Source organism: Clostridium sp. UBA4548, assembly GCF_002387895.1.
Classification (GTDB): domain Bacteria; phylum Bacillota; class Clostridia; order Clostridiales; family Clostridiaceae; genus Clostridium_J.
On sequence record NZ_DGLI01000009.1, the window covers coordinates 135,975 to 151,673 of the forward strand.

Sequence of the window (15,699 nt, forward strand, 5' to 3'; positions counted from 1 at the left end):
ATGTAAAAAATAGTATAGAAACGTTCTTTATCTAACCTTCAAAAGCATAAAGATAATAAAATAATATTGAGGAAATATCACAGCTTTTAAAGGAATTAGACCAGAATGGAGGAGATAACATGAAAAAGAAAAAGTACTTTGGGTCATTTTTTATTAAATACTTAAAAGGACAGAGAAAAGCCATCATATTAATAAGTATATTTTTTATTAGCAATATTGTGCTTCAAATTCTTTCACCACAAGTACTAAGCAATTTTATTGATTCAGCTGAAGGTAGTAAACCTATAGAATATGTGACTTTCATAGTTTTTATATACATGGTAACAATCCTTATGAATATGGTAGGTAATGTATGTGAGTCCTATTTTGCTAAAAGTTTTGGTCTGAAAATTACTAATTTGCTCCGAAAAGACCTATTAGCACATTTTCTGAAAATTGATATGGAGCATCATGAAACTTGGACTAGCGGGGAAATCCTTAGTAGACTGGATGAGGATGCAGAGGGACTTTCTTCATACTTTTATATTTTCATATTCAAGCTGGTAGGAAGCACTTTACTCATGAGTGGTGTTCTCATAGTTTTAGCTATGAAAAATCAAGTTGTTGCATTATCCATGGTAGTTTTTAGTGTTGTGTCAGTTTGGATTTTTAAGGCTATACAGGATTATGGAATGAAGTTGTATGTGAAGCGTTCTGCAGCTATTTCAAAATTCAATGGGATTATGAAGGAAAAAATAGATAATATTGTTGAGATAAGGACTAACGGAGCAGAAAAATATTCTCTTCATAAGCTAAATGAAGCAATGAAAAATCGTTTTAAGGAAAGTCTACCTGCAGGGATGATGTATTCAAGACTTTGGAGTGCATCAACCACTTTACAGGCAGTGGTTACAATACTTTCACTAGGAATTGCAGTAGCACTGTGGGATAAGGGATTTATAACAGTAGGAACTGTATATCTCATTCATACTTATACTGAATTAATTTTTAATCGCCTTCAGGATTTTAGAAATTATCTCACAAGCATGCAAATTTCAAAGGCAGGGCTTATGAGAGTAAAGGAACTTCTAGATATAGAAACTTCTATTGAAAAAGGCACCTTAGGAATAGAGTCTAAGGACATTACGGTTACAGTGAAAAACTTAAACTTCGGATATAAGAAGGAGAGCCCTGTGCTTCATAATATAAACTTTGAATTAGAGCCAGGAGTAAGATTAGGAATCATGGGGGAGACGGGCTGTGGTAAAACCACCTTAGCAAAGGTACTTGCTAGACTTTATGAGTTTAAACAGGGTGAAATACTATTAAATGGAATTAGTGTGAAAAAATTAAAAGAGGAAAGTCTACGTAGCGCAATTGCCTATTGTACTCAGGAAGTTCAGTTTTTGCATGGAACTTTAAGACATAATATTACTCTATATAATGATGAGTTTTCAGATAACCACATATTGCAGGCCATAAAAGAAATGGGACTATCCCAGTGGTTTGAAAAGTTCCCTGAGGGGCTTGACACTTACTTGGATATGGGAGAAAACAATGTATCAGCAGGGGAAGCTCAACTAATTTCAATAATTCGTCTATTCCTTATGAATCCTGCAATTGTTATTCTAGATGAAATTTCTTCAAGGCTAGATTATGTAACAGAACAGAGAATCCTAGGTGCTCTTGATGTGCTTACCCAAAATAGAACAGTAATTACCATTGCCCATAAGATAACTGCACTTAGATGGATAGACAACATAATGATCTTAAGAGACGGAACAATAGCTGAATATGACAAAAAAGAAGATTTGGAAAAGGATAAAACAAGCAGATTTTATAGTCTATGCAAAGCAATGGAATTAAACAGTGAGGTGGGGACAAATGAAGAAGAACGGGTTTCTTAGACTTTTTTTAGATTTACTATTATACAAACCATGGATGTACATTATCAGTGTACTTCTTAATGTAGTAATTTTTTCTTATGGTGCTGCCTTAGCTTATTTTATTCGTGAGATTTTAAACTTTGTGTCGGGAGATGTGGGAGGACAAAGTATACTTCCTAAAGTTACTGTATTTTTTATAGGAATTGGTGTAGTTGCCTTAATAAGAATTGCTGCCATTACTGCCTGTGCAACACTAGATAATGTTCAAGTTTTTCACTATGAAAATCTTTTGAGAAACAATATAATAAAGCTTATATATAAAAAGGACAACATAAAAAATATTGCAGGGAAGTCTGAAAGAGTTTTTGAAATACTTGATGATGATGTGCCTATATGTGCTTTTCCCTCACAATTGTTGTCAGAGGTTTCAGGGTTTGTGGTGTATTCTCTTATTGCTATTGCATCACTTTTAATAATTAACTGGAGAGTAACTCTCTATATTTTTATTCCACTATCATTAGTTATTGTGATAATTAATGTTGCATCTAAGAGAATTAAGGAAAACCGTAAAGTTAATCGAGAAATTCATTCAAAGATCAGTGAAATGGTAGGAGATACTATAAATCTTGTTCAAACCATTAAAGTTTCAAGTGGAGAGAGCAGTATTTTACAGCATTATGAAAAGTTAAATAATGTTAGGTTAAAGGCAATACTAAAGGACACTCTCTTTGACTCAAGTCTACAGGCAGTCCTTGGGGGCACTGTGTATATAGGTACTGCTGTTATGATGTTTATTGTTGCAAGGAGTATGATGGAGGGAAGATTTTTAATAGGAGACTTTAGTATCTTCGTTACTTATCTAGGAACTCTTGCTAGTTGTGTTGATAGGATTGTGGAAATAGTGTCCTTAATGAAGCAGGCAGAGGTGTCCTATGATCGAATCTTAGAAGTTGTAGGAGAAATTAATGAAAATGAGCTTACTGCCCATTGTGAATTAAGTGCCTTTAAACCCATAAAAAAGTTTCAGCCTAATATAACTAAATGCACATCTTTAAAGGAACTTAAAGTGATAAATCTTACTTACGGACATGATGACAAAAATGGTATAGAAAATGTAAGTTTTACTTTAAAGCCTGGAGAAGTTCTTGCAGTAGCTGGGGGCGTGGGCTCAGGAAAGTCTACCTTACTAAATGTTTTTATGGGAGTAGTTCCAAAGGATTCTGGAGAGATTTTCTGGAATGGAGTGGAGATAAAGAAGCATGGGGAGCTTCTCCGCATACCTAATGTGGCATACACTCCACAGCTTGCAAAAATTTTCAGTGAAACCATAGGTGAAAATTTGCTTTTAGGTAAAGAGGCCAGTGAGGAGAATATTAAAGAAGCCTTTTATAATGCAGTGTTTGAGGAAGATATTTCTTCAATGAAACTGGGAATTTCAACTGAGGCAGGAAGTTGTGGAAGCAAGCTTTCAGGAGGACAAAGACAAAGGCTTGCCTTGGCACGAATGTTTATACACGATGCACAGATTTATGTCATGGATGATAGCACCAGTGCACTTGATACTGAAACAGAAAAGGAGTTTTGGAATCGTTTTGAAAAAAATATTAGGAAAAGAAACTTTGCCTGTATAATTGCATCAAACAAAAGGCAAGTTTTACAAAGGGCGGATAAAATTATTTTCATGAAAAATGGTTATGCACAAGGCTATGGAAAAGCTGAAGAACTGTTAGAAAGCTGCAAGGAATTTGCTAGTATTTATGGCACTTAGTAGATAATCAATCCGCAAGTACTTTATGAAAAATAAGATCATCAACGTAGTCACCAGTAACCTGATCCCTATGATGTCTTAATACAGTTCCACTATGGACAAAACCTAATTTTTTTACAGCGTTTAGAGAAGCATGATTATTGCTGTAAACATAGATTCTCGCAATGTTTACTCCTTCTTTTTTCATTTGTTCTAAAGCAAAATTAGTTAGTTCTGCAGCAAGACCAGAACCACGTGCATGAGGAGCAGTGGCTGCAGTTAAAAAGGCTGCATGAGATTTTTCATTTGACATATCACGTCTGCCTCTAACAACAGATAGAATACTGCTGGGATCTTCCTTAGTTACAGCAACATAGGTTAGTTGTGCTGGGTTATCTATGAAATTCATTACCTCATCTTTACTTTTGAGCTCAGTAAAGGAGATGTCAGCTCCTTCTTTCTTTAACAATTCAATTAAGGACCATACATTGTTAGTATCTTCAGAATTTATTTTGCGAAAATAATATTTCAAAATAGCACCTCCATAATATGTACTTTAATTAATAAAAATAATAGTGAATTATATAAACCTATAATTATGGGTTTTAATTTTAGTTAACATATAATTCCATTATAGCATAAAAAGAAAAACCGTCATAGAACAGTATATTACTCTTAGGAAAATCAATGCAATAATATGGAAAATATGCTAAACTTTTAGTATAACATTATAGATAATTATTGATAAAAGTTCCCTATTTATAGGTAAGCAATCATGTTGAAATTGTTGACAACATAGTATAATATTTTGCTTTTATTAATACTACATAGCAGTATTAAGTATATAAATGTAATTAGTTAGGAAGTGAGATACATGGAGCATAAAATACAAAGAATTAACAACTATGATGATGAGAGATTTGATAAAGAAATACTAAGGCAGCATGGTGCCTTTATAGTTGATGGTAAGTATAATTGCAGCTTTAAAATAGTAAATGAAGATTCTGCAATTGCTTTCTTCGATAAAGAAATTAATGTGCTTCAATTGATAGATGAATTTAGATTTTATTCTGAGCACATTGTTAATTTCTATAATAAGAATATGGACCTAATAAAAGTCTTTTCGCCTATTAAAGTATTTAGCATATTAATTAGGGACATTCAGCCTTCACAGTTTTTTGTAGATATGGACAAGGTTAAAGCTATCCAGTCTTTCATAAATAATGAAGAAGATATAATAATTCCTCTAGCAAAGCTAAAGGACTCTTTCATATCTTTAGATGGGCATACAAGGCTTTATTATGCAGTAAGTAGGGGATACACTAAAGTTAAAGGGTATTTAACTGAACCAGGAGACTATTTAGAAGGTTTTGTAGAAGAGGCAAGAAAAAGAAAGGTTTACTCACCTTATGACCTAGAATTAATATCCCATGAAGACTATAAGATTAAATGGGATAAGTTTTGTGATGATTTTTTTAAAGCAAGGGAGTAGGATAAAATATGGTAGAGGTAAAGCTATTGGAATTGCAAGAAATGGAAGATGATAATTTCCTATGCGCAGTTATAGCAGCTCGTTATAAAGATGAATGGATATTTGTTAGAGAAAAAGGAAAAGAAACTTGGGAATTACCAGGCGGAACTCATGAAGCTGGTGAAGCTATAAGTGAAACAGCATCAAGAGAGTTATTTGAAGAAACAGGAGCTATAAAGTTTAGCATAACACCAGTATGTATATCCTTTGCAAAGGTAGGACAACGACAATCATATGCAAAGTTATTTTATACAGAGGTACTTGAGCTTAGCACTTTGCCCAATTTAGAAATTGAAGAAATAAAGCTCTTTGATAGTCTACCTGAAAATCTTACATATCCAGAAATTCATAGTGTACTTTTTAAAAAAGCTGTTGAGTTTTCTCAAGAGTTAAGGGATATATAAATAGTAATCTAATTTTAGAGGGTAAATTAATTTGAAGCTGAGGAATGTTTATGGTGGAGGTTAACAATGAAAAGAAATAGAGCGTTTTCAGCAATTATTCGTAATGGAAAAATAGCCATGGTGAAGCATGAAAGAAGTGACAGAAGCTTTTGGACTTTACCCGGTGGTGGAGTGGAAGAAGGGGAAGGACTTGAAGGGGCGGCTATAAGAGAAGCAAAGGAAGAAATAAATCTTAAAATTTCTATAATTAGATATTTGTTTAGTACTGAATACACTAAAGGAACTGAGTATTGCTTTCTTGCTATTCCTACTGAGGGGTGTGAGTTAAAGCTAGGCTGTGACCCAGAGTTTGGTGATAATGAGCAGATTTTAAAAGAAGCTACATGGATAGATATTAATGAAGTTCGCGAGGATAAGCAAGTATCTAAGGTACTTGAGGCATTAACGGATGAAGAAAAGAAAGCTTTTAATATAGTGCTTTAGAAATAAAAATGGGTATGTGCAATTAGAATTAAAACCCAATAAGGGTTTCTAGTTACAGTATGATACAAATTATATTGTAAATAACGCAAAGTAAGAGGATTTAAAAATGAGTGATATTTGTAATGCTGTTGAAGTAGAGTTAATCAAATTTAATAAATGGGCACAGGAATATTTAAAGAGTGTCAATTATTATGGAGAATGGGAAACGGAATATCCAGAATGGGAAAGTCTTTATGAAGTTACTTTCAAAGCCATATATACTTTAACTAATGATGATAATCCAGAAAGAACTGCAAAGTTAATCTTGGAGGTTATGGCCTTAGATAATGAGTGCGAAAGAGTTTTAGGAGAATGTGAAGATACACTGGATGATGGTCGGTTAAAGACTCTTTGTGAAGTAGGTGTAAGTCATACAGATTGGAATGCAAGATGGCAGATTGCTGAATTATTGGGAAGAAGAAAGATTTCTTCTTCAGAAAAATACTTATTAAAACTAGTTTGTGATGAAGTAGAGTATGTTATAAGAAGAGCTTTATATTCTTTGGCTAAGGTCAATCCTAGTAGTGCAGAGAAAGTGGCTATAGAAAATTTGAACAGCAAATATGAATATCTTAGGTTTGCAGCATTAGTTACATTATATGATATATCCTCCCAATATTTTGATTATGCAATTAAGAGACTAGAAAATGATGAATCAAAGATTATAAAAGTATGGATTAACAATATAAAGGATTAAAAATGAACTTTTACATATGAGAAGTAGAATATATTGAAGAAAGAGATATTATAATAAATAAGATTTAAATGTTTTTATATTATTAAAGGGGATAGAGCAATGAAGTTTGTAAATTTTAAAACAAAGGATAAAGTTCGTCTAGGAATTAAATGCGAAAAAGGAATAATAGACGTGAAGCAGGCAGCTTATGATTATTTTATTGAAGTACCAACTACTATAGAACAAGTTATCATAAGTGGAGAAAAAGGTAAGTTACAGCTTAAAGAGCTGATGAAAAAAGATGTAGAGATTTTAAGTGAAGAAAGCATTACCTATGCACCTTGCATAATTAATCCAGAAAAAATCCTTTGTGTGGGGTTAAATTACTTAAGTCACAGTAAGGAATGTAACTTGGAGATTCCAACCTCACCTGTAATCTTTAGTAAGTTTAATAACTCCTTAGCAGCTCATAATCAGACCGTTGCCCTACCAAAAACCGCAAAAAAGTTTGATTATGAAGCAGAGCTAGTAATTGTTATTGGAAAAGAAGGAACTAATATTTCTAAAGCAGAAGCACTTTCTTATATTTTTGGATACACCATTGGAAATGACTTAAGTGCTAGGGATTTACAATTCCGAAGTGGTCAGTGGCTCTTAGGTAAAACCTGTGACGGTTTTGCTCCTATTGGTCCATACTTAGTTTCAGCAGAGGAAATAGACTGCAATAATTTAGAAATTAGCTGTAGAGTAAATGGCACTCTTCGCCAGCAGAGCAATACAAGTGATATGATTTTTGATTGTAGCACAATTATAAGTTATATCTCTCAATACATGACTTTAAAGCCTGGGGACATTATTTTTACAGGAACCCCAAGTGGTGTAATTTTAGGATACAAAGAACAGGAACAGCAGTGGTTAAAAGCTGGAGATGAAATTGTTGTTACCATTGAAAATATAGGTAGTTTAAGGAATGTATTAAAGTAACAAGTAAAAGAGGGAAAGTTTTCTTAAAAGTAACAAAGTAGGATAGCAAGGGTTTCTAAGAATTAAAGGTGAAATTTTTTCATAGATATGAAAAAAATGGAAAATAGAATAGAACTATTTAGGAGATATTTTACAATTATGAGTTGTATATAAGTTTTGACCTTGTTTAGCTACATAGGGAACCAGAGTTTAAACCTCACTTATACATGAGTCTTACCTTGGTTCTCTTAAAGCTTTTTGAGTATGAATAAATTAATCTTTCACTAGTAGGCCCTTTATTAAACTATAGAATAGATGGCTATGAAGTGTAATAGATTTATAGTAATAGTGTTATGGGCAAAAAATAACCTTAGTTGAAGGAAAAATCAAGCATAAATAGCAAAAAGTCATGTAAAAATACATGGCTTTTTATGGTTATGCAGCTTTAATTGAGAAGACTTCTGCTTTACTATTTAACTGTTAATTAAAAACAAATCTAAGAAGAACCCTTAAAATAGTTGGTAAAAAAACCTCTGTGTAAGAAAGGTGCAGAGGTGCTAAATTAAATCTACATAGGCGGATGTTGGAAATAACTCATCTAACAAGCTTAGACAAATAAAATACTTTCACAATTTATTTGTCTATAAATATTAAATTACATTAAATAAAATTCACTATGTATTTGTAAAAGATTATATTATATATTCTGTGAAATATATAACAATAAGCTGGAAGTTTTAAAAGGTTCCTAAAAAAAAGAAAACTATCATAACTATATTATTAAAATCATATATATAATATGATTTTAATATAAAAGTGAAAAGGCTAGCTATTTTACGAAAAATGGAGAAAAAATGAGAAAAATCTGTTTAGTTTATTTGCGTAAGGATAGTTATAAAAATCTGTTTTGGACAAACCTTCCATGGCGTAATATAATATTTGTAAACGGTTAACCAATTATAAATTAATTTGATAAATATTTAACACACATATTCTAATGGCCATACAACTTTAAATTGCTATATAGGAATTTGTAGACTTGTAACTTATTCATGTTATGAAACTTAGTATGAAGCTTTGCATAATCTTCGAATTATCAAGTAGCAATTTATTCACGGATAAGCTACTCAATATTTTACACTAAAATAGAAATGGGGTAATATTATGAGAAATGGTTTAAGAAAGATTACTAAAGCTTTAAATTTAGGTATGGATAAAATTATGCCAGATGCAATAGTATTTGCAATGATTTTAACACTTATAACCTTTATTGCAGGTATTACATTAACTAAAGCCGGTCCTTTAGATATGATTAAATATTGGGGTACAGGTTTTTGGGGATTCTTAGCCTTTAGTATGCAGATGACAGTGATAATTACTACAGGCTATATAGTTGCCAGTGCGCCCTTAGCAAAGCGTTTTCTGGTTAAAATTTGTGAAATTCCTAAAAATGCTGTGCAAGGAGTACTTTTTATTGCTATTGCCAGTGCACTTTTAGGCTGGATAAGCTGGGGTCTTGGTTTGGTTGCAGGTGCTATTTTAGCACGAACTGTAGCGCAGAATTTAAAAAAGGTTGATTTTAAATTATATGTTGCAGTAGCATATACAGGAGCTATAACTACTGGACTTTTTGGAATCTCTGGTTCTGAATTTTTAATGGTAAATACACCAGGTTATTTCTTGGAGAAGCAATTAGGATTAATTCCTCTAAGTAAGACAGTGTTTGAGCCATCACTTCTTATTGCTGAAATATTAGGACTTATAATTATAGTACCTATCCTAGCAGCTTTAATACATCCAGATCCAAAGGATACTCCAAGTATGGATAAGGAGATTTTAGATGCTTTTGCTGCACAAGATGCAGAAAGTGCTGCTAAGGTATTAGATAAAAAGAACATGACTTTTGCAGAAAAAATGGATAATAGTCCTATAATGAACTTAATTATAGGTATAGGTGGTCTAATTTATATTGTTTATTGGTTTGCTACTAAGGGCTTTGATTTAAACTTAAATATTATGAACTTTATTCTTTTAATGGTTGGAATAATACTTCATATGACTCCACGTAATTTATTAACGGCTGCAGAAGAAGGGGTTAAAAGTGCCTTTGGGGTTGTTATTCAATTTCCATTCTATGCAGGGATACAGGGAATGATGGGTGACTCAGGTCTTGTTGCTTTAATTGCTAACTTCTTTGCAAGTATATCAACACAAACAACCTATCCATTCTGGACTTATATCTCTATGGCTATAGTTAACTTTTTCATTCCTTCCTCAGGGGGAATCTTTATGGTTGCTGGGCAGCCTTTAGGGCAAGCAGCTTTAAATCTAGGAGTTGACCCTCATAAGTTTGTAATAGCCTTTACAGCTGGTGAGACCATATCAAATATCATTCAGCCATTCTGGGCAATACCGCTACTAGGAATTGCAAGGCTTAAGATGAAGGACATTATGGGTTACTGTATAGTATTCTTTGTAGTACTTACTGCTATATTCTTTGGGGTATGGGCTGTAATGTGGTAAAGAGCAAATAATAGTTTATTACAAGAGTAAAACTTAAAAGGTTTAGTTTATTATTAGTATGTTTTATATAAAAGATAAATGAAAACTACCTCAGAAGATGAGAGAAACATCTTCTGAGGTAGTTTTTTAATTTTCTACATAATGATTTAATGAAATATAAAACTATTCTAGTTTAGTGCAAAACACAGTATAAATACAAAGTCCAGCACCACCTAGCATAGGTAAAATATAAGAAGGGATATGATTAATTAAGATTCCAGCCAGAATTAGTGCAATTGGTAAGATTACCTTTGCTATACTTATGCCAAGACTAAGGACTCTTCCCCTTAATTCTTCTGGAATAACTTGCTGTAGTATATAGAAAATAGGAATATCGATGAAAGATATAGCAATACCTGCTAGCATCATAGTTAAAATAAAGTATACTAAATAAAAACCTTCATTATTAACTTTATAGCTTAATATAACTGAAAAACCTATGGCTACCATAGAAAGGGACAGTAATATACCAGTAAATTTTATGATTTTGCCGTAGGGATGGGTGGCCATGACCTTTTTAATCAGAAGGGCACCTAAAATCATTCCTATAGGAAAAGCAGTCTCTATTATACCAAAAGATTTAGTACTTAACTTCAAAACATTATTTATTATATAGGGCAGTGGTACAGTTATTGAAAGACCAAGAAAAAAGTTTAAGGCGATAAAAACTCCAAACATATTTAAAATATTTTTACTGGTTTTTAAATAATTAACTCCTTCTTGTATATCCTTTTTAAAGTTCATTTTTTCTTTGATTATTTCCTTATCACTATGATTGAATTTAAAATTCATAATTCCGTGAAGCATTGCAGATATGAAAAAAGAAATTCCATTAACTAAGATGAAATACCTTATATCTATAAAAGCAAAGATTACTCCACCAATCATAGGACCTAAAATAGAAGAGGCAGATTGAATTACTTTACTTATAGAATTTAAAGATATAAGTCTTTTTTCAGACACTAAATTTGGTTTTGATGCTTCAATACTTATGCCATAAACAGTAGTAAATACATTTAGAAGAAAAGTAGTTACATAAATCATGGGTAAGCTTAAGGTATAGCCTATAGTTAAAAGATATAAACCTATGAGTAAAACTCCATTTAGCAGGTCAGTAATTATAGCAAGAAATTTCTTGTCAAGCCTATCTGCAAGGACACCTGCAAAGGGATTAACAAGAATTGTAGACAAAATTCCTAGAACAAGGGTGGTTGCAAAGCTTAAGCCTGAACCAGTTACTTTTAACACATAAAGTCCAAGGGCAAAATTATAAATAGAAGTTCCAAAGAGGGATATACAGCTTGCTATTGAATATAAAATTATATTTAAAAAGTCCTTAGTTTTAAAAGAATTCTTTAATGAGGTTATTGATAGTTCCAATTTAATCACATTCCTTTCTTTAGGGTTAAGTGCCCTAACTTCTAGTTTCATTATAATTGGTGGTCTCATCACCACATCAATAGATAGAATTAAAAAAAATACCCAAAAAATCAACAAAAGATAGGGTTAACCCTACCTTTTGCCAAGGAGAGAATATGAATAAACCTTTTCACCTTCTCTAAAGTAATTCTCATACTTTCCACCCTTTTCAACAAAATTTGAAGTGTTTTCTTCAAAAATATTGTAGTGAAGGCTAGAAAGTTGATTTTTAATATCACTAGCAATGAAATTCTTTCTGTATTTAGGCTCTATTAAGCTGTTTAGGGCAAAATTCTTAAATAAAATATAAGCTCCAATTAGAGTTGCACTATCTTTTACATAATTATCTAATAGCTTTAGAAGAAAGTCTTCATTATGAAAACTATAATTACTTGTTCCAGAAACGTCCAAAACAATATCAATAGATTTATCCCTTATTGGGAGCTGGCGAAAATCTGAGCAAATAAAAAGAATATTTTTTTTATAATCTACAGTTTCTAATATATTCTTTAAAAATATATGCCTATTTATATCATGATCCACAGCAATGTATATAGAGTCCTCAGGCAGATTTTCATAAATACTTCTTAAAAAAAAGCCTAAGCCAGAGCCTAATTCTAGGAGCACCTTGTTTTTTAAAGTAGAAAAATCAATTTTTCTATGTAGAAAGTCCATTCCACGATAAAGATGATCAAGATAATCTATGTTAGTATCGCTTATATAGTCAACAATGTGATTAAAGTCGTATTTAACACTAAAATCAAGCTTACTATTAGTAACCATCAATATGCCATTTTCAATGTGGTACTCTTCACCACATAAACACCTTAGTTTCCCATTTATAATCTGATTATTTGTTATGCTTCCTTCACTAAGCTGCAGGTTACTTCCACATTTTAAGCATTTTAAAAGGCTAAGTGCATTAAAGTTTATCCCAAGAACTGTTTTACTTGTATTTTCAGTTCTTGAAAGTTCAATTAATTTTTCTTTCAGCTTCTCTTTCATTTCACTAAGCTCTTTAATTTGATTTTCTAATTTGCTAACTTTATTTTTAAAAAGTGCTTTGAAGCATTCATCTTCCTCATATTGAGTTAGATTACCTAATCTTTTAAACATAAAGATAGTTTTAATTTCCCCTAAGGAAAATCCCATAGCTTTTAGGGATAATAAATCTTCTAAGTCTTTTTCGCATTTACTATCAAAGTTATATTGTCCACCTTGCTTTTCAGGAAGTATTAAATTCATATCCATATAGTGACGCACAGTATCTATGGTTAAATTATTCATTTCAGCAAACTTTCCGATTTTCATATTTACACCTCAATAATTCTTGTTTTAATCTCAATCTATATTTCAGCCTTTATTAAAAAATAATGATACTAGCACTAGTGTTCCTCATTGATAATTGAATTGTAATAGCTAAATCTAGAGAGTATTTATGCATATTAAATTGTTAAATAACCTAAGAGTCGTACTTAATCCAATAAGAAAATCAATAGAACTATGTATATTGTTTATTCAACATTATTAAGTATGATTATACCCTAAATAAAATGAGTATTCCATTATTTGGGCGAGAATTTCTAGATATACATACTAAACTTCTTACCACTTGTTTTAAGGAAAATTTTGAATAACAAATTTTTTTATTATACAGGAAGTTCAACTTTTTGAATGTAAAAAGTTTCTTTGAGTTCTTGATATTACAAGGTTTCGAACTATATGTAAAAAATTACAAAGATTATAGGAGTTTAAAAGGGCGTGTGCATACACGGTTTTGTTCTAACACTTAGACTAAGGTTCAATGCTTCATTTATAGGGATTAACAGGAAGGATATATTGAGCATTAAAAAAATCTTGAACAAAACAGTAGTAATTAACATAAATTATTTATAAGGGGAGATGTGTACTTAACTTTAATAGCTATCATATTGATTTAGAACACACCACAAGAATTTAAAGGGTGGGATTAGGTTTATGTTAGGCTCTAAGAGCAATTATCAAAATGAATTTTATAGAGAATCTGATAGTATGACCCAAAAAGGAATTCCTGCTGAGGAAGTAAGTAGCTATTATTATAATAGGGAATATGAAACTTATTTAGCGGAATATGTTGGTGATTTTACAGAACACCTCAGTTCTATTGACTATGCAAAATTTCATATTATAAGCCCTTATTTTACACTTTTTTTTGTGAAAGAGGGGATGCTAAGCAAGCTACTTAAAGAGATACCTGAAATAATAAACATAGAAAGAAATTTTCCCTTTACCTTATTTAGTTTAAAGGAAAGTAATGAAGCTCCAAATTTAAAGGCCGTGAGCAAAGGGAGTACTACTTTAGATGGAAAAGGAATGGTAGTAGGGATAATTGGTACAGGAATAGATTATTTAAACCCTAGGTTTATGGACGAAGCTGGTAATACTAGAATTATTGCCATATATGATCAAACTGTAGATACAGGCCCTATGCCTAAATCCTTCTTTCTTGGAACTGAATATACAAGAGAGGATATAAATAAAGCAATTGAGGTTAAGAATAAAGGGAATAATCCCTATGATATTGTAAATCATAGGGATGAAACTGGTTATGGTACTTCAGTAGCTACTATAATTGGAGGGAGAAGTTTAGGGGATAAGGATGAAATAGCTAGTTTTGCACCTAGCTGTGAGTTTATTATAGTAAAACTTAAAGAAGCCTGTTGTGAGAATCTAGCACATTGGGGTGTGGAAAACTATAAGGGAAGTGTTTATGATAGTCATTTAGTTGCAACCTCTATAAGGTACTTGTATCAAACACACCAAACGGTAGGTAAACCTTTTGTAATATACCTGTCAGCAGGAACTAATCTAGGTGCCCATGATGGAAGTACCATGGGAGAGAGATACTTAAATTTTTTCACACAAGGAAGAGGATTCTATGGGGTTATGAGCACTGGTGACCAGGGGAGCAGTCCTATATGTCTTAAAAGAAATTTTGAAGATGAAGAAATAGAAAAAACTATTGAAATAAATGTGGATGAGGAGCAACAGAATTTCTTTTTTTCTTTGTATTATGGGGAGCCAGATGTAATCACCGTAGGAATAACAAACCCTATAGGAGAAACTATTGATAAAATCCCAATTAATCAAGTTAATGGGGAAGAGGCAAATTTCACCCTAGGGAAAAGCTCAATTTATTGCCAATACTTCTTAGAAAATAAAGTAACTTTAGGGCAAAGAATTGATATTGTCATAAAAAATGCTATAGGGGGAATCTGGAAAATAAATATTAAAAAAGAAACAATGGTAAGAGGTACAATTAATACTTGGTTTCAACAAAAGGAATTTTCAGTAGGGAAAACAGGATTAGTTAAATCAACACCATATACAACCTTAATGACTCCAGCCACAGCAAACAACGTAATAGTAAATTCTTCTTTTAATGAAATAGAATATATAGTTATGGAAGACTCAGGAAGAGGTTTTACAACAGATAACAGAATCAACCCTTCCATAGCAGTTGCATCTCAAAATATATTAACGGTTGGATTAAATAATAAACCTATTGTAGTTAGTGGATCTGCTGTGTCAGGAGCAATTTTAACGGGAGTTACAGCATTACTTGTTCAATGGGGAATAGTAGAGCAAAATGATCTCAATATGTATTCATCGAAAATAAAAAACTATCTCATACAAGGTACAGTAAAGGATGAGTCTGGAGTCTATCCAAATCAAGAAACAGGATTCGGTGTATTAAATATTGAAAAAGTATTTAATAATCTAAAAAAGAGACAAAGTGAATATAATGAAGAGATAATAAATAATTCAACCTCCAACAATAAAGAAAAATATAGTTTATATATTAATATTCCTGAAGAAATCTATAATACGATAACATTGATCTCTTATAAACGTAAAAGAATAGATCAAATGATTAAGGGATAAAAATTTGAAAAATAATAGAAGGAAATAAAAACAGATATAATTAAAGATAAAATAAAAGCGTGTAAATGAACTGCTCCCATTTAATT

The 15,699-nt window shown here is 31.7% G+C and carries 12 protein-coding genes; 9 read left to right on the top strand and 3 right to left on the bottom strand.

Features of this window, described 5'->3' with window-relative positions; all coding sequences use genetic code 11:
* Positions 1-119: 119 nt before the first annotated feature.
* Complete coding sequence (locus tag B3040_RS03665; protein ID WP_291570307.1) at positions 120-1,886, top strand: ABC transporter ATP-binding protein; 1,767 nt, start codon at positions 120-122, stop codon at positions 1,884-1,886.
* On the top strand, positions 1,864-3,633 hold the full coding sequence (locus B3040_RS03670; RefSeq protein ID WP_291570309.1) for an ABC transporter ATP-binding protein: 1,770 nt from the start codon (positions 1,864-1,866) through the stop codon (positions 3,631-3,633). The genes B3040_RS03665 and B3040_RS03670 overlap by 23 nt, the downstream gene beginning before the upstream one ends.
* 7 nt (positions 3,634-3,640) lie before the next feature.
* Here B3040_RS03670 and B3040_RS03675 read toward each other — a convergent pair whose 3' ends face one another.
* The gene (locus tag B3040_RS03675; protein WP_291570311.1) at positions 3,641-4,144 is read right to left on the bottom strand and encodes a GNAT family N-acetyltransferase; all 504 of its coding nucleotides are present in this window, start codon (positions 4,142-4,144) and stop codon (positions 3,641-3,643) included.
* 342 nt (positions 4,145-4,486) lie between these two features.
* Between B3040_RS03675 and B3040_RS03680 the strand changes: the two genes are divergently transcribed.
* The 6 genes from B3040_RS03680 (at position 4,487) to B3040_RS03705 (ending at position 10,231) form a co-directional block, all read left to right on the top strand.
* Positions 4,487-5,104: a hypothetical protein gene (locus B3040_RS03680; protein WP_291570313.1), complete on the top strand. Its 618-nt coding sequence runs from the start codon at positions 4,487-4,489 to the stop codon at positions 5,102-5,104.
* Between the two features lie 8 nt (positions 5,105-5,112).
* Complete coding sequence (locus B3040_RS03685) at positions 5,113-5,547, top strand: NUDIX domain-containing protein (RefSeq protein WP_291570315.1); 435 nt, start codon at positions 5,113-5,115, stop codon at positions 5,545-5,547.
* Positions 5,548-5,613: 66 nt separating this feature from the next.
* Positions 5,614-6,030: an NUDIX domain-containing protein gene (locus B3040_RS03690; RefSeq protein ID WP_291570317.1), complete on the top strand. Its 417-nt coding sequence runs from the start codon at positions 5,614-5,616 to the stop codon at positions 6,028-6,030.
* 106 nt (positions 6,031-6,136) lie between these two features.
* On the top strand, positions 6,137-6,766 hold the full coding sequence (locus B3040_RS03695; RefSeq protein ID WP_291570319.1) for a HEAT repeat domain-containing protein: 630 nt from the start codon (positions 6,137-6,139) through the stop codon (positions 6,764-6,766).
* A gap of 99 nt (positions 6,767-6,865) precedes the next feature.
* Complete coding sequence (locus B3040_RS03700) at positions 6,866-7,729, top strand: fumarylacetoacetate hydrolase family protein (RefSeq protein WP_291570320.1); 864 nt, start codon at positions 6,866-6,868, stop codon at positions 7,727-7,729.
* Positions 7,730-8,872: 1,143 nt separating this feature from the next.
* A complete protein-coding gene (locus B3040_RS03705) occupies positions 8,873-10,231 on the top strand; it encodes a short-chain fatty acid transporter (protein ID WP_291570323.1) in 1,359 nt (452 codons plus the stop codon).
* 162 nt (positions 10,232-10,393) lie between these two features.
* On the opposite strand, the gene B3040_RS03710 is transcribed toward B3040_RS03705, so the two are convergent.
* Together B3040_RS03710 and B3040_RS03715 are read right to left on the bottom strand one after the other, a co-directional pair.
* The gene (locus tag B3040_RS03710) at positions 10,394-11,767 is read right to left on the bottom strand and encodes an MFS transporter (protein ID WP_291570324.1); all 1,374 of its coding nucleotides are present in this window, start codon (positions 11,765-11,767) and stop codon (positions 10,394-10,396) included.
* 15 nt (positions 11,768-11,782) lie between these two features.
* Positions 11,783-13,000, bottom strand: a complete 1,218-nt coding sequence (locus B3040_RS03715) for a MerR family transcriptional regulator (RefSeq protein ID WP_291570326.1) — start codon at positions 12,998-13,000, stop codon at positions 11,783-11,785.
* Positions 13,001-13,666: 666 nt separating this feature from the next.
* On the opposite strand from B3040_RS03715, the gene B3040_RS03720 reads away from it, so the two are divergent.
* On the top strand, positions 13,667-15,613 hold the full coding sequence (locus B3040_RS03720; RefSeq protein ID WP_291570353.1) for a S8 family peptidase: 1,947 nt from the start codon (positions 13,667-13,669) through the stop codon (positions 15,611-15,613).
* The last annotated feature ends 86 nt before the right edge of the window (positions 15,614-15,699 follow it).